Source organism: Listeria sp. SHR_NRA_18 (assembly GCF_003856515.1).
Classification (GTDB): Bacteria; Bacillota; Bacilli; order Lactobacillales; family Listeriaceae; genus Listeria_A; species Listeria_A newyorkensis.
Genome location: NZ_QPKR01000001.1, coordinates 50,332 through 72,225, shown reverse-complemented (window position 1 = coordinate 72,225; position 21,894 = coordinate 50,332). Strand labels below are relative to the sequence as shown.

The following is a 21,894-nucleotide window of genomic DNA, read 5'->3' as shown; positions in this document are numbered from 1 at the left end:
CACTCGACTCCTTCTTGTTCCTACTTACTTAATCCTAAAGCCCCCACGAAAATTAGTAAAGAATTACGCTCACAAAAGTTGCTATCGGATGCATTTTCTTCTATTATAGCAAGAAAGGAGGCGTTTTTTGATGGACTATCATATTTATTTAGCAGGCGAAATTCATTCGGATTGGCGCGATCAATTGCGAGCTAGCCTGAAGGAAAAACCAGGTGTTCACTTCCATTTTTATGGACCGCAAGAAAATCACGATCTATCCGACGCAATCGGCGAACACGTGCTAGGCGAACAACCGAATGCCGTCTACAAGGATTTACAAGCTTCAAAAATCAATAACCTACGTACCGAACTACATTTGAAAAAAGCAGATTTAGTAATTGCTCTATTCGGCGAGAAATTCAAGCAATGGAACACCGCCACAGATGCTGCAACTGCAATCGCACTTGGGAAACCAACGATTGTTATCCGCCCAGAATCGCTACACCATCCGTTAAAAGAGCTATCTGAGAAAGCAAATGTCACCGTGGATACGATCGAACAAGCCGCGCAAGTTATCGATTACATTTTTGCATAGTCTTTCCCATGAAAAAGCACCTCATTCACGGAGGCGCTTTTTCGCGTTTACTTGATCTTTCCAATACCACATAAAGCCGAATCCCAAGACGAGTACGCCACCGATAAGCGTTGTCAAAATCCACCCGAGCTCCGTTTCTTTCAAATAAGGAACGTGAAAGAAATACCCTATCAAGAAAACGAGCGCCGAGAGGAACATGATACTCCCCGTCAGAATAACTGGATGCCGCCACCATTTTTTAAGCATTATTGCGAATCGTTTCCCATGTTGTTTTATCAAGGGTACGAACAATTGTTGTAATCATTTCTTTTGCCGCCGCGTAATCATCCACGTGCAAAATCGAGTTGGAGGAATGGATGTAACGCGCCGGAACACCGATAACCGCGCTCGGAATCCCACTGTTCGACGTGTGTACTTTCCCAGCATCCGTTCCACCTGGCGAAATGAAATATTGATACGGAATCTTGTTGGACTCCGCGGTATCCAGCAGGAATTCACGCATACCGCGATGCATAATCATCGTCCGATCAAAAATCCGCATTAAGAAGCCTTGCCCTATTTGGCCGAACTGCGTCTTATCACCTGTCGTATCATTCGCCGGACTCGCATCAAGCGCGAAAAAGATATCCGGCTGAATCATATGCGCACTAACACCAGCGCCACGAAGCCCAACTTCTTCTTGCACATTCGCGCCCGCAAACAGCGTATTTGGCAACGTATCATCCTTCACCGCTTTTAAAAGCTCGATTGCAAGACCGACGCCGTAGCGATTATCCCACGCTTTTGCCATGATTTTTTTCGGGTTAGCAAGTGGTGTAAATTCAGCAACCGGAACGATTTGTTGTCCAGGTTTCACGCCAATCGCAATCGCATCGTCACGATCATCCGCACCAATATCGATTAACAAGTTTTTCGGATCTGTCGGCTTGCTTCGTTCTGCTTCGGTCAACAAATGCGGCGGAACAGACGCTACCACACCAATAACCGGCCCATTCGCCGTAATCAGTTGCACTCGTTGCGCTTGCAGAACTTGCGGATTCCAGCCACCAAGCGTTTGGAAAGCGATCATCCCATTATCCGTAATCCGCGTCACCATGAAACCAACCTCATCCAAATGGCCAGCAACAAGGATTCTCGGCCCATCTTCCGCGCCATGACGCACACCAAAAATACCGCCTAAACCGTCTTGAATCACTTCATCAGAGACCGGCGTAATTTCTTTTCTTACAAAATCTCTCACAAACTGCTCGTTTCCAGACGTGCCTGGCAACTCCGTTAATGTTTTAAATAACTCCAACGTTTCTTTTTCCACTTATCATCAGTCCTTTTCGGTGATATCTCTAGCATTATACCACTTCCAGAAACGTTACGTCTAAGAATTCGGCTAACCAAATCGGCGCCCTTCGATGTAAAGGCTTTTATATTTTTAGTTTAGAGGGTATAATAAGACACAGTAAAGCTAAAAAAGAGAAGACAAGTAAGATTTAGGGAGGCAAACAATGAACTGGAAAGTATTTATTACAGGTGTTGCAGCAGGAGCAGCCGCGGGTCATCTTATCAACCATTACCTACTCGAGCCAAAGACCATTTCAGGCGATGTAATTCTTGAAAACGTCAAAGAAGCATTCAAAAAAGAAGGGCCAATCGAAGGCTCGTGGATTCAACTGAAAAAACAACATTACAAAAAATTCGCGATGGATACGTTCGTGTATCACGGTGGTATCACAGCGATTCGTGATGGCGAGAAGAAACAATTCGAATTTATCGCAGACGCGACGACTGGAACAGTTATTGACGTTTACTTAACCTGATAGAAATACGAAACTGCAGGCCAATGATGCGCCTGCAGTTTTTTTATTTAATAAAACTATCCACGCGTTTTTGATCATACGTGCCGCTGTCCACCATATCTTTCATCTGTTCGCTGAAAATGACTTTTTCGGCACTTTGCAACGCTTTTTTCACCGCAGCAACTTGTAGCATAATTTCTTCATATGAACGCTCCTCATCCGTCATTTTCTTGATGGATCTCACATGCCCTTCGATTTTAGCGAACCGGTTGGAAATTGATTTTCTAACCTCTGACATAGGTATACCCCCTAGCGATAAGAATCTAATTTTTATTCATGTCCCAAAAAACCATTCATAGATAATGTTCGTCACAACCCCCTATACAGGTTACTAATTCATATACCATATGGAGGTATAATAAATTCCCCTGTCCGCTATTACTTTATCCGTCACATTTCCATCCACATCGAATTGCAAAGCGCGATAGAAAGAGTCATGATAAAAGAGCAACCATTTCCCCGTCCCGTCCAGCTCATTCCGAATCCGCTCCTTCGCAAAAATTGAGTCCATTGGATAATCATCATACGCTGTCACCCATAGCACATTTTGATGGGCATGCGTCGGGAAAATATCCGCCATATGAATAGCCGATTCGCCTTGACTATCAATCCGAATCACCGCGTGCCCATTGCTATGTCCGCCAGTTTTCTCTAATGAAATTGCGTCATTTAATTCCAGATGTTGCGCATATGTCTGTATTTGGCTCGCGATTCCCTGCCAATTTTCAGGCCAGTATGTTGCTTTGGAACGAATATTTGGTTCGCGAATTTCTTGCCATTCCGCTTCCGTCGTGTAAATCGTCGCGTTCTTGAAAATGCTTTCTCCGTTCGTATCCGTCAAGCCAACGATATGATCGAAATGCAGATGCGTCATCAGGATACAATCAATATCTTCCGGCCGCACACCAAGCGTCGCTAAATCTTCCAAAATAAACGATTCTTCCACGACACCGAAATTACGTTTTTGCTTCTCCGTCAACCGACAAACGCCAATACCCGCATCAATAAGATAATGCTTGCCCTGATATTCAAAATACATCGGATCCGTCACACAGCGAATCTGATTTTTCTCGTTCACCTCATGTTTTTTGCTCCATAATGCCTTCGGGACAGCGCCAAACATCGCGCCACCATCGAAATGCGTCACACCGCCGCGCAACCAATGAATCGTTATCTCCCCTACCCGCAAAGTATCCATTTTTTGTCCTCCTTTAAACTAAAAAAGCCAGAGTAACCATAATGCTGGAAACTCTAGCCTTTCACTATGATTTAAATGTCGCCTCTAAACGATAAATCGGAAAACCTTGTGCTGAAAACTTCTCTTCATACTCCGTCATAATATTCCCTTCAAACGAGCTGTTATGAAGATCAAGCGACAAGTAAGTTAACAAAACACCATACTCCGAAAACGCCACAAGCGAATATTCAAACAAACTGCGATTATCCGTTTTGAAATGAATCTCGCCTTCTGTCGGCAACAACGCTTTATAAATATTCAAAAAGCGCGGATGTGTCAATCGACGTTTCGCATGCCGCTTCTTCGGCCACGGATCAGAAAAATTCAAATAAACCCGCGCAACTTCCCCGACTTCGAAATACTCCAATAAATCCGCACCATCCACAGATAGCAAGCGCAAATTCGGAATTCCCGCCGCAAGCGCCTTGTCGAGCGCTGTAATCAACACACTTTCCACGACTTCAATACCAATATAATTAATATCCGGATTCGCCTGCGCCATTCCTGTTACAAACTGCCCTTTTCCAGTCCCAATTTCAATATGAATCGGATTCTCGTTTCCAAACAGTTGGTGCCATTTCCCCTTTAACTCCTCAGGATTTGCCACACATACTTCTGGGTGAGCCAGAATTTTCTCCCGCGCCCACGGTTTATGTTTTACTCGCATAACGTTGCGTACACCTCATTATCTTCCATTATTTTTTTCAAAAGTATTTCCAAACGAGCAAGTTCCGGTTTCCGGTCATGCTCAAATTGCCAATTCATCGCCATCAAAACCTGACAGATAGAAAACCATTTCACCCGTGTATAAAAAGCGCGCGTCAACTCCTGACCATATTCGCTAAGCCAACCGTCCCACTCATCATACGGAACATACTGATACAATAAAACGCCCAGATCATTCGCAGGATCAGCAAGCATCGCGCCATCCCAGTCAACAAGATACAGCTCGTTTCCTTCTGAAAGCAACCAATTATTATGGTTCACATCACCGTGACAGACAACGTGGCGCCCCTCTTCCAGTTCATCCACATTCGCCAGCAAATAACGGTATGCCTCCGAAACTTTCGTATCCAGTGGATTCAGATTACCAATACCATCCGTCACTTTTTCTAGCAAATGGAAGCAAGAATAGTCCTTTTTTTCAATACGTTGCAGCATATCCCGCAACGCCTCCGATTGGTGAATTTTTCCGAGCAATCTAGCCACACGCGGTTCTCGCATCTCTTTTGCCGTCAATGTCTGCCCATTATTAATCCATTTCTGCGCCGTAATGACATCCCCGTTTTCAACCCGCCGCGTCCAGATTAATTTCGGCACAATATTTTCAACAGAAAGCGCAGCTAAAAAAGGCGAGGAATTCTTTTTTAAAAAGAATTTTTCGTCTTCATGAATCGCGACGAAGGCCTTTCCAGTTTCCCCGCCCGCCGGCTCTATTTCCCAATCTTGCCCAAACAAATTATCTTCCATTCTACATTCACCTTCACTTACGTCGTTGTCTTTCTATATTTCATTATTATTAACGACGAATCTAGCTCTTACACAACCCCTGTTGGTACGCCAAAAATTTCGAGATATAATAAAATTCCAGCGCAATACTATGTACTTTAGAAAGATGGATAAAAAAAGAGCTATCACAATTCCTTAATAGCTACCTTTTAAATTTTACTTCTCTTCGCCCCTCCCGTCAAGTCAACGTATGTTCGTATTTGTTGGAACTGTTTGAAACAAAGTGAATTACAGTTCCAATATGCATGAGAGCGAAGTGAGCATGTAATCCTTCCCGATCGTTTGAACAAAGTGAATTACGAGCCCAATATGCATGAGAACGAAGCAAGCATGTAATCCACCCCAGTTGTTCGAACTAACATACCCAAAAACCCGATATGCCAAAAACAAAAAACCTCCAAACCCAGCCAAAAGCCAAGTCCAGAGATCCACATTAATGTTCGATGACTTCCGTTTTAGTCACAATGGGAGCCAATGATTGTTTTTTCTTCTTAATAAATATCGCCAAAATGACAGCAATCACAGAAAGAATCGAGGAAACCAAGAATGCTGTCTCAATCCCGTGAATCAACACATGATTCGCAATCTGTTCTTTCGTTTTACCTGCAACATCCGCCGCCGTCAAGTTCTCGCCGAAGCTTTTCGCACTTTTTGACATAGTGGTTATGAGTAGCGCCGTTCCGAGCGACCCCGCAATTTGCCGGACGGTGTTAAACATTGCCGAGCCGTGTGCCGCCATTGATAGTGGTAACGAGTTGAGCGCGGCTGTTTGGAGCGGCATCATGACCATCGCCATCCCGCTTGCCCGAATCGTTTGCACAACGACGATATACGTTAAAGTCGTGCTTTCATCAAGGTTTGTAAACATGAATGTCGTTACAGCCATGATAACAAGCCCAATTAATGACAAATATTTCGCACCAAATCGGTCAAACATAATTCCCGTTACCGGTGAAAGTGCCGCGGTCATCACAGCCCCCGGTAAAAGCACGAGCCCTGATTCTAGCGGTGTAAAATGTCGTACACTTTGTAAGAAAATCGGGAATAATAACATACCGCCATATAATCCCATCATGACGAAGAAACTAATCGTTGTTGTCAAAGTAAATGTTCTGTGTTTAAACACGTTGAAGTTTAGCAAAGGTGCTTTCGCGCGACCTTGATACCAAATAAATACTGCTAAAACAACAAATCCTAATAAGACGAATCCTAGCACTTTTGCAGATAGGAAATCATGATCCCCTGCGTTACTGAATCCTAGTAATAAACTACCAAACCCGATGGTCGATAAAATAACCCCGAGGAAATCCAATTTTGGAAAAGTACGTTTCCCGACATTTTTTAGTAAGAAAAAGGCCACGACAACATCGAGAATCGCGAATGGAATAATAATGTAAAAAAGATTTCGCCAATCATATTCTTGCACAATCCAACCAGATAAAGTCGGTCCGATCGCTGGCGCAAAGTTCATCGCAAGGCCAATCAAACCCATCGCTCTACCGCGCCGCTCCATCGGAAAGAGATTAAGTACAACCACGGTCAAAAGCGGCATCACGATACCCGCACCAATCGCTTGCACCATCCGCCCGATAATAAGTACGGTGTAATCCCCTGCAAAACCAGAAATCGTCGTACCAATGGCAAACGTAATCATCGCAAATAAGTATAGTTGTCTTGTCGTAAATCGCTCAATTAAAAAGGCCGTCATCGGAATCATGACACCATTGACCAGCATAAATCCTGTTGTCAACCATTGTCCTTGACTCGCCGTAATATTGAAGTCCGTCATAATGCTTGGTAGTGCCACGTTCATAAGCGTCTGGTTCAAGATCGTGACAAATGCCCCCATCAGCATTACGATTAAGATACCGTTTGTTTTAATTCCATCACTTGCTGCTTTCATATTCATTGTTTCGTTTCTCCTTTTCGTTCTAGTAACGCAATCATTTTGTCATGTGTTGCGAGCATTGCCCTCAGTTCTTCCGAGTCTATTTCCAAAACCGCCTCTAAACGGTTAAAAAAAACATCATACGTTTCGTCCACTTTTGCGAGGCCTTCTTGGGTTAGCTGTAAATTCAGCGCCCGACGATTCCCTTCATCACGTCCCCGCGTTAAGTAATTCGCCTTCACCAATCGATCGACAATCCCGCTCATCGTGCTTTTATTCACGCGTACACGCTCTGCCAGTTCCCCAAGCGTTAAATGTGGCTCTCTTTTCAACGTACCTAGCGAAAATAATTGCACAGTTGTAATGTCACGCTTCGTTGCCTCTTCTTGTAAATAATGGTGTATTTTTTGCTGCATCGTTCGAAATGAGAGAACCACCTCGCGTATTAATTTCTCGTCCAAATTCTGTTCTCCTCCTTTAATGTTCACAAGCGAAAGATTCGTATGCGAACTATTAACAACGCTTATTATACGCCGATTACGCACGATGTCAAGTAGCTTTTTTCATGAAAGCGGGCACAATAACCGTATAGCAACGAATATTTTTTATATGTCATTATTTATATACATTTCGTTCCCTGATGAAAAACGAGTTGCCATCTAGCATCCTTGAATTTCCAGATTGAGCTTCGTAGTGATTCTTGCTTTTGCGTGACATTAAAAATGCGATACGTCGCCAAAACAACATCTTCCGCTAATTCCTGAATTTCAAAATCGCTCAAAGCCATCTCCACTTCCCCAATTCCCTCTTCACCAATCGACTCATTTTTGTAAAGCACGCGCCCAGAACTCCCGAACTCAAAAAAATTCTCCGCCAAGATACGCTGTAACGCTTCCCGAGACGATCGAACTTCTGGTTGTAGCAACTGCTCCTCCAAATATTGCAAATGCGCTTTTAGTGAAGGATCCATTTTTAAAACCTCCCCATCAAAAAACCGAATCGATTCATCTACTCATGAACCCATCCGGTCTCGTTATTTTTAGTTTACTGCCAATTCGCCACATTGCTTCATAATCTCTTTTGTGAAGGCGTCGTGCAATTTCTTCGTTATCGGTCCACGTTTGCCATCGCCAACGACTTTCCCGTCAATTTCAATAATCGGCGTCACTTCAATCGTCGTGCTGGAAATGAATACCTCATCCGCCGCAGCCAAATCCGTGAGCGTAAAGCCAGATTCAACAACAGGAATCCCGTTCTCTTCTGCCACTCGCAAAATAACCTGGCGTGTAATTCCCTCTAAAATCAGGTTGTTAGAGGCATGCGTGATTAATTTACCATCTTTAATCATGTAAGCATTCGCCGCAGAGCCTTCCGTCACGTTTTCCCCGCGATGCAGAATTGCTTCAAACGCCCCAGCTTGATGCGCTTTATTTTTTGCAATCGAATTTCCCAGTAAATTAAGGCTCTTAATATCGCAACGCAACCAGCGAACGTCCTCTTCCAGAATCGCTTTGCGGCCGTTCTCAAATAGCGTCGTATCACGCGGAACTTCACTAGCAGAGGCGGTGAGCACAGCTTCCGGCGGCGTGCTTGGAATCACATGATTACGTGGCGACTGCTCCCCACGCGTGATTTGAAGATACACATTACCAGTCCCAATATTGTTCGCTTCCATCAAACTGTCCACAAGCGCACGCAATTCCGGCTTGCTATAAGGAATCACAAGATCAATTTTAGCCGCGCTCGCATACAAACGCTCGATATGCTCATCATATGTAAAAAATTGGCCATTATACATACGAATAACCTCGTAAACCCCGTCTCCGAACTGGTAACCTCTATCTTCAACATCAACTTTTGCTTCATCACGTTCTATTAATTGGTTCTTCACTAATACTTTCATCTCTTCAGCACTCCTTCGCGAATGTTTTTGCAACTATCTAAAAATTCCAATCAAGACCAAAGCAGAGGTTAAAACCAGCGTTTCGTTCCTCTGCTACATTCAGTCTGAATCTTAATTTTTTTCAATTATATACTTTACTTCGCTAGTTTGTAAAGGGCTTCGGCGTAAATTGCGATTGTTTTAATTAAATCGTCGAAATACGCGAACTCATCTTTTTGGTGCATCGTGTCTTCGCGGCCTGGGAATAGCGCTCCAAACGCAACCCCAGTCTCCATGTGACGCGCATAAGTTCCGCCACCAATAGCGAGTAATGTTGCTTCTTCGCCCGTTTGGTTCGTGTAAACTTCTTGCAACGTTTGGATTAGTGGATGGTCTTTTGGCACGAATAGCGGTTTAGAATCGTCGTAATGCGTATATTGACCATTGTATTCATTAACGACTGTTTCCATTTTAAGCTTCAGCTGATCCATGTTCGCGGTTACCGGATAACGGAAATTCAAGCCATAACGGCCGCCTTCTTCCACGCTATAACGGATCACACCAACGTTCATTGTCAATTCGCCACTCTCATCGTCTTCATAACGAATGCCAAGTTTCATCGCACGCGAATCGCCATATAAGTAATCTTTACCAAATGTTATAAAATCACTTGCAGCTCCCGTTTGCGTGAATTTGCCAAGGAATGCTACTAAATGAAGTCCTGCATTGATACCATTGTTCGGCTCCATCGCATGCGCCGCTTTACCGACCATAGAAATCGTCACAGAATTACCTGATTCTACTAGTTCACCAGCTAATTTTGTTTCTTTTTGATACGCTGCGAAATTTTTAGAAAGGACGTCGAAATCCTTCACGTTTTCCAAAACAGCTTTCGCGTGATCTGGAACCATGTTGTAACGCGCGCCAGATTCAAAACTGATAAGGCGGAAATCAGCGTTTCCTTCTTTTTCGCCATCTTTGAACGAAATATCAAGTTCAGAAATACCTTTTTCAGCGTGGATAATCGGGAATTCAGCATCTGGAACAAAGCCCATCGTTGGCTGTTCTTCCGTTTCGAAATAGCGTTCCACACAAGACATACCGCTTTCTTCATCTGAACCGTAAATCATCCGAACGCGGCGTGATAGCGGTAAATCTAGTTCTTTAATAATTTTCATCGCGTAGTAAGCAGCCATCGCTGGGCCTTTGTCATCCGCTGAGCCTCGTGCGAACACCTTACCGTCTTTTAAAATTGGATCAAATGGATCGTGTGACCAATCATCGCCAACCGGCACCACATCTACGTGACCAAGCGCTGCGACTAATTCTTCGCCTTGACCGAACTCCGCATGACCTGCAACATTGCCAACTTCTTTCGTTGTAAAACCGTCTTTTGCCGCTAGTTCTAAAGCAAAATCCAATGCTTTTTTCACGTCGGGGCCAAACGGTGCGTCCTCCGTTGCTTTGGAATCATCGCGCACACTTGGAATGCTCAAAATCGCAAATAAATCACGTTTGAAATCCTCGCGGCGTTTCTCTACTTCCTCTTGCCAATTGATCGTACTCATATTATAACAATCCCTTCAACAGTTAGTTTACCTTCTCCATTGTATACCCTTTTGCACTCGTATGAAAGCATTTTGAGGTGAATTACGCCATAAATCCTTGAATCGCCTCAAAATCCCATCGTACCATCCGCGACGCAAACACAACGTCCATTCGCTCTAGACTGCTCGCTTCCAGCGGAAACCAGTCATACGCTTGGTGTTCACTCGAAAGCCGCACTTCGCCATCCGGTTTTTCGCACAAGTAAATCACGCCCGTAATTTGATATTCTGGTTGGAAAAATTCCCACGTATCGTAGAGAATAAATGGCTGGACTTGAAGCCCCGTTTCTTCTTGCACCTCGCGGAATAATGCCTCGCCTTTCGTTTCGCCAAAGTTCATCCGACCACCAGGAAGTTCCCACACATCCCCTTCCACGCCCGCTTTCTTCAAAACTAAAAAGTGACCGTTATGTATAATAACTGCTTTTACTGCTGGAAAAATTGGTTTCATTTTACTTTCACTCCTTTTCTGCATAGGTTATACTAAATTGGACAATTTGGCAAGTAGGTTTATAATGAATACTATATAATACATACTGAAAAAGAAAATCGAGAAAGGATGTTGCAAAAATGAAGAAAATCACGCCAAAGGTTATCTGTGCTTGGATTAAGCAGCGCGAAGATGAGTCGAATAAAGGTGATTATGGTCGTGTTTTATTGATTGGCGGGAATGAACGGCTTGGCGGCGCGATCATTATGGCTGCGCAAGGCGCGATTTATAGCGGTGCTGGGCTTGTAACGGTCGCGACGCATCCAGTGAATCGTTCGGCGCTTCATGCGAGACTGCCCGAAGCGATGTGCCTCGATTTTAATGATACGGATTATTTGATGGAAGTTTTGCCGCAATTTGATACGATTTTGATTGGGCCTGGCCTGGGTGTGAATGAAACGGCGGGACAGCTTTTAGAGATCGTTTGTGAGTATGCGCATGCCGAGCAGCGGGTTGTGATTGATGGGGACGGGATTACGTTGTACGCTTCGCAAAATTTCAAAAAGCCGGATGCGACGCTCATTTTTACGCCTCATCGTAAGGAATGGGAACGATTGACGCATATGGAGACGGAGAATCTGGATGACATGAAGAATCAAGATTTTGCGACTGATTTCGATGCGATTGTTGTGTTGAAGGATCACCGCACGCGTGTCTATATCGGCGAAGATATTTGGCAAAATATATACGGTACACCAGCGATGGCAACGGGCGGTATGGGCGACACGCTGGCCGGAATGATCGCCGGATTACTCGGACAGCTAGAAAAACCGAAACACGCCGTCCTCACCGCTGTATTTTTGCATAGTTATATCGGTGAAACGCTGGCGAAAAAGAAATATGTTGTTTTGCCAACCGAAGTCGCCGAACAAATTCCGTATTATTTGAAGAAGTTTAGCGAAACTGACGACAATCCATATTAATTAATAAAGCCTACACGTTTTCCATTGCGCGTGTAAGCTTTTTTGCTATTTTCAGCGCGGAACAGTTGCTTTAGGGTCTTGTTTTAATTTTGTATAGTGATAGGTGAAAAAGCCAAAACCGATCCATAGGCAGACGATAATGGTGTAGCCGAGCCACATATCGGTCGGCTGGCCTTTCATGATATCCATCGTGGAGGCGGACGTGTTGTAAATATTATCAAGCGATAGCAAAAGCAGATTTTTAAGATCAAAACCGCCTAGATTTGGGATGAGGAGCATGTAGATTGCTAGTGTGAGAATACTGATTTTTTGCGATTTCGTCCACGTTGCTAGGAAGAAAAAGAAGCTCGCGAATAGTGTGAAAACAAGGCATTGGTACGCCGTTTGAATCGGCAATTGAGCGAGGTCTGGCGCTGGCGCATGCACGTGAATACCAAGCATTGCGTTGGCCACAAACTGGACAATAATCGATAGAATCGTTGCAAATGTGACTACTCCGATGCCCACGATGCAGAGTGCGATTAGTTTTCCAAAAAAAGAACTGCGGTAACTCCGAATCTCGTGCCCCGCTTTATTCGTGCCTAATGTCGTTAAAATACAGTATAGTCCCCACATAACGGGCAACACAACCACCGCCAAAGATGTGAAAAATTGATTCGGCGCATTCCAAGGATTTAACGCAGCTTTTTGCGTCTTAGCTTCATAATAAAAATATTTAATCGGATTGTCACTGGATTCAACGCCATCTACTTTCGTAATCACTTGATCCGCTGCGAGTGCTTGCTCAAGCGTATAACCAATGCTCTTATTGGATGCAAGCGCCGCCTTCAAATCCTCATTCGGCGACTTCCAAGCCTCGTATTGATTGAAACTGGACAGACAACAAACAACTAAAATACCGAGAAGTAGCCAGAGAAGCCGTCTTGATTTCCTTTGATAGCTGAACTGTTCTGTGATTGCATGACCCAAATTTTTCATATGTATAGCTCCTTTTTACAATTTTCCATATTTCTAATTATAGCATCTCCTAACCTTTTTTAATAGCGCAAAAAAAGCTTGCGATGTCTGAATTCGACCTGCAAGCTTTATTCGTTATTCTTTCGTTCTTGGAAGTTTTAATCCAATCGTCATGCCAACTAGTAATGCAGCGAGCATGGCGAATGGAACGGCAACCCAAGTGTAGTCTAGAAATAGTGCGCCCAGCCCTGCGATGACACAGAGTACGCCGAGTATCAAAAATATGCGAGCTCGCCGTGCTTCTTTTGACCGCTTTCTTGTTCGTTTTTCCATGATGCGTTTGCCTCCCTTTTATGCTTTCATGCGCAGTTTCCGGCGAATTGTTGCGGCTCTTGGGCCAAATACTTTGTCGAATAGACGTAGTCGCAAGCTCAGATAGCCGTACACGAGCGCGCCTACCCCACCACAAAGGATGAGTAGAATCATCGAATTGAATTTCGTTTCTGGATTAATAAACATCGTCAACCCTTGATATACGAGCAATACGGAGATTGCCATCGCTAAATTCAGGAGTAACATTAAGACTGTTCTTCTTAGGATAACGCTGAAATTGTAGTTCGCGTATTTCCGAATGATGATCATCGCGAAAATAACGGACACAGTGTAGCCAAGTCCAGTCGCAGCAACGGAACCGCGCGCTCCCATCCACATCATTAGCGGCATTTGAAAAACGGATTTCGTCAATAAACCGATAAGCAGGCTCAAAATCGTGAATCGCTGTTCATCAATTCCTTGCAAAATCGCCGCTGTTACACTGAATAAAGATAGCAAAATCGCGACTGGCGCATAGAACGCCAAGATTTGAATCCCTGCTGGATCATGTTCATAAAACACTGTGTAAAGCGGTTCTGCGAGTAAGGACATCCCGATACATGCCGGTAACGTGATGAAAAGTAGTACTTGGAAAACATCGTTTAGTTGCTTTTTCACGTTTTCCTGTTCGCCACGCGCATAAGCCGCCGTCACAAGTGGCACAATCGTCATCGAAAACGCAGTCGCTAAACTGACTGGAATGATGACTAATTTTTGCGCACTGAAGTTAACGATACCGAGTAAATTCTCCGCTTCATGACCGCTGTAGCCAATCCATGTCAAAATTCGGCCAAACGTGAACTGGTCAATTTGTTGGTAAAGTGAGCTGGCAATGCCGACAACAACGAATGGCACCGCCGTAATGAAAATATCTTTGTACATCGACGGTAATGAGACCGTCACTTCGCCTTTACTCGTTCGTAACAGGGCATCGAGACCTTTTTTGCGTTTGAAGAAGTACCAAAGTAGGCAGGCCAGACTCGCCAATGCGCCGATGAAGGCTGCGAATGTGGCGATACTAATGGCGCTAACGATGGTACCGTGCAGGATATACAGCACTGTTGCTGAACCGACAAGCAGGAACGCAATGCGGACAATTTGCTCGATAACTTGAGAAACCGCTGAGGGGCCCATCGATTGGTACCCTTGGAAGAACCCACGAATCAGGCTCATAACCGGGATAACGATGAGCGCGAAACTAACCGCACGAATAACTCCCGTCACGTCCTCGACCGTATAACCACTACCTTCAATCGATTGCAGCCCAGCGAGTACAGGCGCTAACGCATACATAGCGATAAAGCTGACAACCCCCGTTGCAAGCATTAAGTAAACGCCCGTTCGGAATAAACGACGCCCGATTTCGTACTCGCCAATCGCGTTATATTTCGCAACATATTTCGCGACCGCAAGCGGAACACCCGCCGTTGCGATACCTAGAAAAATTTGATACGGGACATACCCGAAATTATACAATGTCATCGGTCCAGCGCCACCCATAATCCAATAAAACGGAATGACATAAAACAGACCTAAAAATTTAGAAATAAAAGTTCCCAACGTTAAAATGAAAGTTCCTCGAAGTAGTTTTGATGAAGACATAGACCTCGTCCTTTATTGTGAAGTGCTCGTTTCCTGAGCCGATTATTAACTCTCGTTTTTCATGAAATACTGATTTGTTTAAAACTCAACTAAATTTTAGTTTACTCCTTCTTGCACAAGCTTGCAATGATTAGTTGAAAAAAGTTTGGTCCATAAGCAAAAAAAATCGGCGACAAGCGCTCGCATTCAGGTGAGTTAGCGAACTTCCGGTTCTCACATACACAAGTATGCTCCGCTTCCGGCTTTCACTAACTCACCTGAATACAAACGCTTTCGCTCGATTCGTGTAAAGCAAAATATACATCCTACTTAAAAAAATAAAAAACTTCTTTCTCTTCGTTAATAGTTTATTTAACCTGACTTGCCCCAGTAATAAATCCACTCAGCTCTTCATACTTCCCATCATACAACAATTGCACAACCTTACTTCCCACAATCACCCCGTCACACACGGCGGCAAATCTCGCCACATGATCCAAGTTCGAAATGCCGAAACCTGCCAAAACCGGCACAGGACTAATCGTTTTTAAGTATGTCAAATTTTCATCAATCTTATCGCCAAATACTGCACGCTCGCCTGTTGTCCCATTCACTGTCACCGCGTAAATGAATCCTTGTGCTTGTTTCGCAATCAATTCCATTCGCTCTTTCGGACTCGTAAGCGAAATCAACGGAATCAGGGCAATGTCGCTATTTTCTAAATGTGGCAAAATTAAATCGCGATGTTCATACGGCAAATCGGGAATAATCAGTCCCTTAATCGGTGTTTTTTTAGCAAGTTCAATGAATTTTTCAACGCCGAGGTGATAAATCGGATTGAAATAACTCATTACGACTAGCGGAATATCGATTTTGCTCGTGGTCAGCGTTTCTAAAATCTGCGCAAGGCTAATGTTCGCCGCCAAAGCACGCGCGCCAGCTTTCTGAATCACTGGTCCATCGGCTACTGGATCGGAGAATGGGATACCGAGCTCAATCGCTGTCGCACCAGCGTCGCTCAGTAGTTGCATCTGATTTTCTAGCTGGTCGAGGCCGCCATCCCCCGCCATAATATAAGGAACTACGGCTAAATTAGCTTTTTCGATTGCGTTTTGTAACATCATTTGTCATCTGCTCCTTTCAAACGTGCGCGGATTTGGTCCACGTCTTTATCGCCACGACCAGATAGGCAAACGACGATGCTTTCTTCTGGGCTCATTTTGCCGGCGAGTTCTACGGCGAAGGAGATCGCGTGTGAGCTTTCTAACGCCGGAATGATGCCTTCTGTACGGCAAAGCAATTGGAACGCTTCTACGGCCTCGTCATCGGTCACAGAGGCATACTTGGCGCGCCCTTCGTCTCTTAAAAAACTATGTTCGGGTCCGATTCCCGGATAATCTAAGCCTGCCGAAATGGAATAAGCTTCCTGAATTTGACCAGCATCATCTTGCAAAATATGCATCATCGCGCCGTGCAGGACGCCAATTTCACCTTTTGAAAGGGACGCTGCGTGAAAAGCAGTATCCAGACCAGATCCCGCCGCTTCGACACCGTACATTTTGACCGTCGTATCGTTCACAAAGGGATAAAAAAGTCCCATCGAGTTACTGCCACCGCCAATACAAGCAACGACGGCATCCGGCAAACGGTTCTCCTTTTCCGAATGCTGCGCGCGGGCTTCGGCTCCAATCACGCTTTGGAAATCGCGAACAATTTGTGGAAACGGATGCGGCCCTAAAACAGAACCCATGATGTAATGCGTATCTTCCACATTCGCCACCCAATAGCGCAGCGCCTCATTCACAGCATCTTTTAACGTGCCATTCCCACCAGAAACGCTGACCACTTTCGCGCCAAGCAACTCCATCCGGAAAACGTTCAACTGCTGACGCCTAATATCCTCTTCCCCCATAAAAATCGTGCATTCTAAGTTAAACAGAGCCGCCACAGTCGCCGTCGCTACACCATGTTGCCCAGCTCCCGTTTCCGCCACGACTTTCTTTTTCCCCATTTGGCGTGTCAACAAAGCTTGCCCAATACAATTATTGATTTTGTGCGCACCGGTATGGTTCAAATCTTCCCGTTTCAAGTAAATTTTGGCGCCACCCGCGTGTGCCGTCAATTGTTCCGCAAAATAAAGCGGAGACTCGCGCCCAACGTAATCGCGCAAATAATAGCTCAATTCTTGCTGAAACGCCTCATCTGTTTTCGAAATTTCGTATGCCTCTTCTAGTTCCGTGACAGCTTTCATCAATGTTTCCGGGACAAATTTCCCACCATAATTCCCATAAAAACCTGCTTTATTCGGTGCATCATAACTCATTTTCAGGACTCCTTCGCTTTTTGAATGAATGTTATTATTTTTTCAGGATCTTTCGTGCCGTTCGTTTCAACACCCGAGGAAACGTCGACGGCAAATGGCTGGAACTGCTCGATCGCTGCGGTGACATTGTCAATGTTCAAGCCACCCGCGATAATAAGCCGTTCCTTGGGCAATTCGCTGTTCACAATCGCCTGCCAATCAAACGTTTCACCGAGCCCCGGAATTGGCGCGTCGAGTAAAATCAGACTATCTGGAAACGCGGTTAGATCCCCATTTATCTTGCCATCCTTGACTTGAAAAGCCTTGATCGTTGGGTGTTCTATTTCCGCTAAATCAACCGCCGTTTCCTGGCCGTGACATTGCACGATATCAAGCGGGACCATTGCCGCAATTCTGTTGATTTCCGCAGGTTTTTCATTTACAAAAACGCCTACTTTTTTGACCGATTCTGGTATGCCTTGCGCTAAAATTCGAGCCTGATCCGGCGTCACTTGGCGCTTACTCGGCGCAAACACGAAACCAATCATCTCCGCTCCATTCGCGACCGCAACCTCGATATCAGGACGATATTTCAGCCCGCAAATTTTGACCTGTGTCATACGCGACTCACCTTCAATGCACTCGCCGCTTGCTCCACATTTTCCGCTCGCATCAACGCTTCACCGACAAGTACGACACTAAACGCTTTCGCTACGCGCGCCACATCCGCCGGTTCACGGAAACCACTTTCACTGATATAAAACGTCTCCGCAAGCGAAAATTCCTCTGCCACGCGCTCGCTCACCGCAATATCCACTACAAAACTATGTAAGTCGCGGTTATTCACGCCAATCAATGTTGCACCTAGTCGTTCAGCAATCTCCAATTCGACTTCATTATGCACTTCCACGAGAACCTCTAAATCAAGCGCTGTAGCCTGTTTGTAAAGCGCCGTCAAGTCTTCCTCCGACAAAGCCGCCACAATCAACAACACAATCGAAGCCCCCGCATTTTTGGCGCGAATCAACTGTTTTTCACTGATAATAAAGTCTTTACACAAAACCGGAATGCTCACCGCCTCCGCCACAGTCCGCAAATCCTCAATATCTCCTTTAAAAAACTGCTGATCCGTCAAAACTGAAATCGCGCCTGCACCAGCCGCTTCGTAACTTTGCGCCTGGGCAACGGGATCGACATCTAGATTAATCGCGCCTTTCGATGGAGACGCTCGCTTTACTTCCGCAATCAACTGCACCGCATCTTTATTCGCCTTTAAAAAATCATGAAAATACGGTTTTTGTCGGTCTAATTCCACCTTTTCAATCGGCATTTTCGCCACTTCCTGCGCTTTTTTCGCTAAAATCTCTTCTAAAAATGTCATCCTACTAATCGCTCCTTTTGACAAGCTAATAATTGTGTTAATTTCGCATACGACGCACCACTATCAATCAAATCACGCGCCATCTCAATGCCCGAAACAAGCGACGTTACTTTTCCGTGCGCCAGCAAGCCAAGTCCAGCATTCAAAACCACCGTATCGTAATACGCACTCGGCTCCGCTTTTAAAACCGATAGCAAAATTTCCGCGTTCCGTTTCGCATCGCCGCCTTGAATCGCCGCCAAATCACGACTTTCTAAGCCAACATCCTCTGGCGAAAAACGATGCATCGTCACCTCACCATTTTCGAGAAGCGCGTAATGATTCTCACCCGCAAGCGACGCCTCATCCATAAAACCACCGCCATTCACCACGATTGCACGCTTCCTGCCTAGTTTCCCAAGCACTTGCGCGGTTTGCTCCAACAAATCACGACGGTAAATCCCCATCAATTGCGTCTCCAATTTTACCGGATTCGTCAGTGGCCCAATCAAGTTGAAAATCGTCGGCGTATTCAGCTCCCGCCGCACTTCCATCACATATTTCATATTCGGATGCACATGTGGCGCGAACAAGAAAGCAATACCAGCATTCTCCAGTAAATATACCATATCCTCCGTGCCAAGCGAAATATCAATGCCCAACTCCTGGCAAACGTCCGCGCTTCCCGACTTGCTCGAAATACTGCGGTTTCCATGTTTTGCGACCTTAATGCCCGCCGCCGCCAAAACAAAAGCCGATGTCGTACTCACATTGAAGCTGAGCGATTTATCCCCGCCAGTTCCGCAATTATCCATCGTATTTTCAGACGCCATCGGTAACTGCAACGCCACGCCCTGCATCGTTTCCGCGATCGCCTGCATCTCCTCAATCGTTTCCCCTTTAATTTTCAGAGCCATCAAGAAAGCCGCGATTTGCGCCTGACTTAATTCCCCCGCAAAAATCGCCGAAGCAACTTCCTGCATCTCCACTCGCGTCAAATTCTGTTGATCATACACTTTTTGCAAATACGCTTCCATCTCGCTCACCCTCCTTTTCCACAATCGCTACAAAATTCGCCATCATCCGTTTGCCGTCAAGCGTCCCAATCGATTCCGGGTGAAACTGCAACCCATAAACCGGAAACCCGCGCAACTGCATCGCCATAATCTCATCATCATCCAGCGACCGCGCCAAAATTTCCAAAGCCTCCGGAAAACCGCCTTTCTCCACAATCAGCGAATGATACCGCATAATTTCCAGCTCCTCATCTAACCCCGCAAAAATCGCACTGTCCGCCGTTTGTCGCATCATCGAAACCTTCCCATGCCGAATCGCACCAGCCTGACTCACCGTTCCGCCAAACACCTCGCCAATCGCCTGATGTCCTAGGCAAATTCCCAACATCGGCTTCTTATCCGCGAACTGCCGCACGACCTCTTCCAAAAGCCCCGCCTCACTCGGTTTTCCAGGCCCCGGCGATAACACAATCCCTGTCGCGTTCGCCGCCAATGCCATCAAATCCGCCGCATCATTCCGGCAAACCACGACCTCATCCGTAAATTCCGCCAAATACTGCTCCAAATTATACGTAAACGAATCATAATTATCGACTAATAAAATCATTTTCCAACCTCCAGTAACGCCTTTGCTTTTTGCAACGTTTCTAAATATTCACTCTCAGGATCCGAATCATAAACAATACCCGCACCAGCCTGCACATACGCCGTTCCTTGATGCAACACCATCGTCCGGATCGCCAGCGCAAAATCACAATCCCCTTGATGCGTCAAATACCCGACCGCACCCGCATAAGGACCACGTTTCACATTTTCCCATTCATAAATCCGTTCCATCGCTCGAATCTTCGGCGCCCCGCTCACCGTCCCAGCGGGCAACACCGATTTCAGCGCATCCATCGCCGTCAACTCCGGTTTCAGCACACCTTCCACGACCGACACCAAATGCATCAAAAAGCGATACCGCTCAATCGTCAAGTAAACCGGGACACTCACACTCCCCGTCACCGCCACTTTTCCAATATCATTACGCCCCAAATCCACCAACATCCGGTGTTCCGCGAGTTCCTTTTCATCATGCAAAAGTTCCTCCGCCAAGCGTTCATCCTCCTGTTTCGTCGCCCCACGTTTGCGCGTCCCAGCAATCGGATTCGTCACGACCACATCATTCGTCACACTCACCAGACTCTCCGGAGAAGACCCAATCAACGTCGTATCATCAAAATCAACGAAAAACAAGTACGGCGAAGGATTCAACAATCGCAATTTTCGATAATAATCAAACGCATCACCCGTAAACGGCGCCTCCAAACGCTGCGACAACACAATTTGGAAAAAGTCCCCGTTCCTGATATGCGCCTTCGCCCGCTCGACTTGCGTCATATACTCCGCCTTCGTCACATTACTCGTGTATTCCATCGGCGTCACCACAACGTCCCGCATCTCGCGATCACCCGCCGTCACCAACTGCTCCTGCATCCGATCCAGCGCCTCTCGCATCGCATCCTCCGTCCGACCCGAGTAGCAATTATCCTGCACCAGCGTCATTTCCTCCGCCTGATGATCCATAATCAAAAACGACTCATATACCATAAAATGAATATCCGCCAATCCCTCGCGCGTTTCCCGTGGCATCTCGCCCAAATCCTCATAGAGCGCAATCGTATCATAGCCAACATAACCAATTGCACCAGCCTCAAAAGGAAGCGAATCCGCCTGTTTTGGCGCCGTCCGAATCACCTTATCAAGCTCCGCCAGCGGATCAACCACCGTTCTCTCCACACCATCCAACACGAATCGCTGACCATAAACCTTAATCTCATGCACCGGATCCATCGCAACAATCGAATACCGTCCCGCATCCGCATCCCGAGCCGCGCCCTCAAGTAACGCCTTATTTTTCCCATCCAATCGCTCATAAGCCAAAATAGCCGTAATCGTGTCCGCATTTATTTTTCTCGTTAATTTCATCTCTCATTCCTCCAATTCCAGAATACAAAAAAGCCCCCTAAAGAATGCAGCCAAATCACTGTTTTCTTTAGAGGGCGAATAATCAAATACCGCGGTACCACCTCATATTGGAACCATAAAAAGTTCCATCTCATTCGAGTACGAATCACATACTCTATCTCAATAACGGGAGAACCCGGCAGCTCCTACTTTTTTGTTCAAAGCCGCACGCGCAAGGACCACTTCGGCAAAATAACTTTATCAGTTCACACCAACCACTGACTCTCTGCGAAAATTATGTTTGCTTACTCTTCTTGCTTTATGTTTTAGATTATATATTTTTTAATTTTTATTCTCTTCGTATAAGAATAATTTATCGCTTTACACAAATCGAGC

The 21,894-nt window shown here is 45.5% G+C and carries 25 protein-coding genes and 1 other annotated feature; of the genes, 3 read left to right on the top strand and 22 right to left on the bottom strand.

Annotated elements, in window-relative coordinates; all coding sequences use genetic code 11:
* The first annotated feature begins 130 nt into the window (after positions 1 to 130).
* Positions 131 to 574 (top strand): YtoQ family protein, encoded by a 444-nt coding sequence (locus tag DUK53_RS00445; RefSeq protein ID WP_036089052.1) that lies wholly within the window; start codon positions 131 to 133, stop codon positions 572 to 574.
* A 21-nt stretch (positions 575 to 595) separates the two neighbouring features.
* Here DUK53_RS00445 and DUK53_RS00440 read toward each other — a convergent pair whose 3' ends face one another.
* Both DUK53_RS00440 and DUK53_RS00435 read right to left on the bottom strand, forming a co-directional pair.
* The gene (locus DUK53_RS00440; RefSeq protein WP_036089050.1) at positions 596 to 820 is read right to left on the bottom strand and encodes a hypothetical protein; all 225 of its coding nucleotides are present in this window, start codon (positions 818 to 820) and stop codon (positions 596 to 598) included.
* Entirely contained in the window at positions 813 to 1,886 is a 1,074-nt protein-coding gene (locus tag DUK53_RS00435) for a M42 family metallopeptidase (RefSeq protein ID WP_036089049.1), read from the bottom strand. Before DUK53_RS00435 ends, DUK53_RS00440 begins: the two co-directional genes overlap by 8 nt.
* Positions 1,887 to 2,073: 187 nt before the next feature.
* On the opposite strand from DUK53_RS00435, the gene DUK53_RS00430 reads away from it, so the two are divergent.
* The gene (locus tag DUK53_RS00430; RefSeq protein ID WP_036089047.1) at positions 2,074 to 2,385 is read left to right on the top strand and encodes a PepSY domain-containing protein; all 312 of its coding nucleotides are present in this window, start codon (positions 2,074 to 2,076) and stop codon (positions 2,383 to 2,385) included.
* Positions 2,386 to 2,428: 43 nt separating this feature from the next.
* On the opposite strand, the gene DUK53_RS00425 is transcribed toward DUK53_RS00430, so the two are convergent.
* The 10 genes from DUK53_RS00425 to DUK53_RS00380 form a co-directional block, all read right to left on the bottom strand.
* A complete protein-coding gene (locus DUK53_RS00425; protein WP_036089045.1) occupies positions 2,429 to 2,662 on the bottom strand; it encodes a metal-sensing transcriptional repressor in 234 nt (77 codons plus the stop codon).
* 93 nt (positions 2,663 to 2,755) lie between these two features.
* Positions 2,756 to 3,622, bottom strand: a complete 867-nt coding sequence (locus DUK53_RS00420; protein WP_036133223.1) for an MBL fold metallo-hydrolase — start codon at positions 3,620 to 3,622, stop codon at positions 2,756 to 2,758.
* A gap of 64 nt (positions 3,623 to 3,686) precedes the next feature.
* Entirely contained in the window at positions 3,687 to 4,328 is a 642-nt protein-coding gene (gene trmB, locus DUK53_RS00415; protein ID WP_036133225.1) for a tRNA (guanosine(46)-N7)-methyltransferase TrmB, read from the bottom strand.
* Entirely contained in the window at positions 4,319 to 5,131 is an 813-nt protein-coding gene (locus DUK53_RS00410; RefSeq protein ID WP_036089040.1) for a phosphotransferase family protein, read from the bottom strand. The genes trmB and DUK53_RS00410 overlap by 10 nt, the downstream gene beginning before the upstream one ends.
* A gap of 472 nt (positions 5,132 to 5,603) precedes the next feature.
* Entirely contained in the window at positions 5,604 to 7,079 is a 1,476-nt protein-coding gene (mdrM, locus tag DUK53_RS00405) for a multidrug efflux MFS transporter MdrM (RefSeq protein ID WP_036089039.1), read from the bottom strand.
* The gene (locus tag DUK53_RS00400) at positions 7,076 to 7,519 is read right to left on the bottom strand and encodes a MarR family winged helix-turn-helix transcriptional regulator (protein WP_036089036.1); all 444 of its coding nucleotides are present in this window, start codon (positions 7,517 to 7,519) and stop codon (positions 7,076 to 7,078) included. Before DUK53_RS00400 ends, mdrM begins: the two co-directional genes overlap by 4 nt.
* A 158-nt stretch (positions 7,520 to 7,677) precedes the next feature.
* The gene (locus tag DUK53_RS00395; protein ID WP_036089034.1) at positions 7,678 to 8,028 is read right to left on the bottom strand and encodes a nuclear transport factor 2 family protein; all 351 of its coding nucleotides are present in this window, start codon (positions 8,026 to 8,028) and stop codon (positions 7,678 to 7,680) included.
* 69 nt (positions 8,029 to 8,097) lie between these two features.
* Entirely contained in the window at positions 8,098 to 8,961 is an 864-nt protein-coding gene (gene dat, locus DUK53_RS00390) for a D-amino-acid transaminase (protein WP_036089032.1), read from the bottom strand.
* A gap of 134 nt (positions 8,962 to 9,095) precedes the next feature.
* Positions 9,096 to 10,508, bottom strand: coding sequence for a dipeptidase PepV (gene pepV, locus DUK53_RS00385; RefSeq protein WP_036089030.1), 1,413 nt, complete (start codon positions 10,506 to 10,508; stop codon positions 9,096 to 9,098).
* A gap of 82 nt (positions 10,509 to 10,590) precedes the next feature.
* Positions 10,591 to 10,998 carry an NUDIX hydrolase gene (locus DUK53_RS00380; RefSeq protein WP_036089029.1) on the bottom strand — a complete coding sequence of 136 codons (408 nt, stop codon included), beginning with the start codon at positions 10,996 to 10,998 and terminating at the stop codon, positions 10,591 to 10,593.
* Between the two features lie 119 nt (positions 10,999 to 11,117).
* Here DUK53_RS00380 and DUK53_RS00375 point away from each other — a divergent pair, with 119 nt between their 5' ends.
* Complete coding sequence (locus DUK53_RS00375; protein WP_036089028.1) at positions 11,118 to 11,960, top strand: NAD(P)H-hydrate dehydratase; 843 nt, start codon at positions 11,118 to 11,120, stop codon at positions 11,958 to 11,960.
* 51 nt (positions 11,961 to 12,011) lie between these two features.
* Here DUK53_RS00375 and DUK53_RS00370 read toward each other — a convergent pair whose 3' ends face one another.
* The 10 genes from DUK53_RS00370 to trpE all read right to left on the bottom strand — a co-directional run bounded on the left by DUK53_RS00370 (position 12,012) and on the right by trpE (position 21,519).
* Complete coding sequence (locus tag DUK53_RS00370; protein WP_036133227.1) at positions 12,012 to 12,938, bottom strand: ABC transporter permease; 927 nt, start codon at positions 12,936 to 12,938, stop codon at positions 12,012 to 12,014.
* 114 nt (positions 12,939 to 13,052) lie between these two features.
* Positions 13,053 to 13,250 (bottom strand): hypothetical protein, encoded by a 198-nt coding sequence (locus DUK53_RS00365; protein ID WP_036089024.1) that lies wholly within the window; start codon positions 13,248 to 13,250, stop codon positions 13,053 to 13,055.
* A gap of 18 nt (positions 13,251 to 13,268) precedes the next feature.
* Positions 13,269 to 14,891, bottom strand: coding sequence for a putative polysaccharide biosynthesis protein (locus DUK53_RS00360; protein WP_036133229.1), 1,623 nt, complete (start codon positions 14,889 to 14,891; stop codon positions 13,269 to 13,271).
* 347 nt (positions 14,892 to 15,238) lie between these two features.
* On the bottom strand, positions 15,239 to 15,994 hold the full coding sequence (gene trpA, locus DUK53_RS00355; protein ID WP_124892524.1) for a tryptophan synthase subunit alpha: 756 nt from the start codon (positions 15,992 to 15,994) through the stop codon (positions 15,239 to 15,241).
* Entirely contained in the window at positions 15,991 to 17,193 is a 1,203-nt protein-coding gene (gene trpB, locus DUK53_RS00350; RefSeq protein WP_036133231.1) for a tryptophan synthase subunit beta, read from the bottom strand. The genes trpA and trpB overlap by 4 nt, the downstream gene beginning before the upstream one ends.
* Before the next feature lie 2 nt (positions 17,194 to 17,195).
* Positions 17,196 to 17,792, bottom strand: a complete 597-nt coding sequence (locus tag DUK53_RS00345; protein WP_036133233.1) for a phosphoribosylanthranilate isomerase — start codon at positions 17,790 to 17,792, stop codon at positions 17,196 to 17,198.
* The gene (gene trpC, locus DUK53_RS00340) at positions 17,789 to 18,553 is read right to left on the bottom strand and encodes an indole-3-glycerol phosphate synthase TrpC (protein ID WP_036133235.1); all 765 of its coding nucleotides are present in this window, start codon (positions 18,551 to 18,553) and stop codon (positions 17,789 to 17,791) included. Before trpC ends, DUK53_RS00345 begins: the two co-directional genes overlap by 4 nt.
* The gene (gene trpD, locus DUK53_RS00335; RefSeq protein WP_036089016.1) at positions 18,550 to 19,569 is read right to left on the bottom strand and encodes an anthranilate phosphoribosyltransferase; all 1,020 of its coding nucleotides are present in this window, start codon (positions 19,567 to 19,569) and stop codon (positions 18,550 to 18,552) included. Before trpD ends, trpC begins: the two co-directional genes overlap by 4 nt.
* Positions 19,541 to 20,155: an anthranilate synthase component II gene (locus DUK53_RS00330; protein ID WP_036133236.1), complete on the bottom strand. Its 615-nt coding sequence runs from the start codon at positions 20,153 to 20,155 to the stop codon at positions 19,541 to 19,543. Before DUK53_RS00330 ends, trpD begins: the two co-directional genes overlap by 29 nt.
* On the bottom strand, positions 20,152 to 21,519 hold the full coding sequence (gene trpE, locus DUK53_RS00325; RefSeq protein ID WP_036133238.1) for an anthranilate synthase component I: 1,368 nt from the start codon (positions 21,517 to 21,519) through the stop codon (positions 20,152 to 20,154). Before trpE ends, DUK53_RS00330 begins: the two co-directional genes overlap by 4 nt.
* Before the next feature lie 67 nt (positions 21,520 to 21,586).
* Positions 21,587 to 21,829: a binding site (T-box leader), on the bottom strand.
* Between the last annotated feature and the right edge of the window lie 65 nt (positions 21,830 to 21,894).

Coding starts and splice junctions, on each gene's coding strand:
- DUK53_RS00445 (WP_036089052.1), top strand. CDS start 131: ATGGACTATCATATTTATTTAGCAGGCGAAATTCATTCGGATTGGCGC.
- DUK53_RS00440 (WP_036089050.1), bottom strand. CDS start 820: ATGCTTAAAAAATGGTGGCGGCATCCAGTTATTCTGACGGGGAGTATC.
- DUK53_RS00430 (WP_036089047.1), top strand. CDS start 2,074: ATGAACTGGAAAGTATTTATTACAGGTGTTGCAGCAGGAGCAGCCGCG.
- DUK53_RS00425 (WP_036089045.1), bottom strand. CDS start 2,662: ATGTCAGAGGTTAGAAAATCAATTTCCAACCGGTTCGCTAAAATCGAA.
- DUK53_RS00420 (WP_036133223.1), bottom strand. CDS start 3,622: ATGGATACTTTGCGGGTAGGGGAGATAACGATTCATTGGTTGCGCGGC.
- trmB (WP_036133225.1), bottom strand. CDS start 4,328: ATGCGAGTAAAACATAAACCGTGGGCGCGGGAGAAAATTCTGGCTCAC.
- DUK53_RS00410 (WP_036089040.1), bottom strand. CDS start 5,131: ATGGAAGATAATTTGTTTGGGCAAGATTGGGAAATAGAGCCGGCGGGC.
- mdrM (WP_036089039.1), bottom strand. CDS start 7,079: ATGAATATGAAAGCAGCAAGTGATGGAATTAAAACAAACGGTATCTTA.
- DUK53_RS00395 (WP_036089034.1), bottom strand. CDS start 8,028: ATGGATCCTTCACTAAAAGCGCATTTGCAATATTTGGAGGAGCAGTTG.
- dat (WP_036089032.1), bottom strand. CDS start 8,961: ATGAAAGTATTAGTGAAGAACCAATTAATAGAACGTGATGAAGCAAAA.
- pepV (WP_036089030.1), bottom strand. CDS start 10,508: ATGAGTACGATCAATTGGCAAGAGGAAGTAGAGAAACGCCGCGAGGAT.
- DUK53_RS00380 (WP_036089029.1), bottom strand. CDS start 10,998: ATGAAACCAATTTTTCCAGCAGTAAAAGCAGTTATTATACATAACGGT.
- DUK53_RS00375 (WP_036089028.1), top strand. CDS start 11,118: ATGAAGAAAATCACGCCAAAGGTTATCTGTGCTTGGATTAAGCAGCGC.
- DUK53_RS00370 (WP_036133227.1), bottom strand. CDS start 12,938: ATGAAAAATTTGGGTCATGCAATCACAGAACAGTTCAGCTATCAAAGG.
- DUK53_RS00365 (WP_036089024.1), bottom strand. CDS start 13,250: ATGGAAAAACGAACAAGAAAGCGGTCAAAAGAAGCACGGCGAGCTCGC.
- DUK53_RS00360 (WP_036133229.1), bottom strand. CDS start 14,891: ATGTCTTCATCAAAACTACTTCGAGGAACTTTCATTTTAACGTTGGGA.
- trpA (WP_124892524.1), bottom strand. CDS start 15,994: ATGATGTTACAAAACGCAATCGAAAAAGCTAATTTAGCCGTAGTTCCT.
- trpB (WP_036133231.1), bottom strand. CDS start 17,193: ATGAGTTATGATGCACCGAATAAAGCAGGTTTTTATGGGAATTATGGT.
- DUK53_RS00345 (WP_036133233.1), bottom strand. CDS start 17,792: ATGACACAGGTCAAAATTTGCGGGCTGAAATATCGTCCTGATATCGAG.
- trpC (WP_036133235.1), bottom strand. CDS start 18,553: ATGACATTTTTAGAAGAGATTTTAGCGAAAAAAGCGCAGGAAGTGGCG.
- trpD (WP_036089016.1), bottom strand. CDS start 19,569: ATGGAAGCGTATTTGCAAAAAGTGTATGATCAACAGAATTTGACGCGA.
- DUK53_RS00330 (WP_036133236.1), bottom strand. CDS start 20,155: ATGATTTTATTAGTCGATAATTATGATTCGTTTACGTATAATTTGGAG.
- trpE (WP_036133238.1), bottom strand. CDS start 21,519: ATGAAATTAACGAGAAAAATAAATGCGGACACGATTACGGCTATTTTG.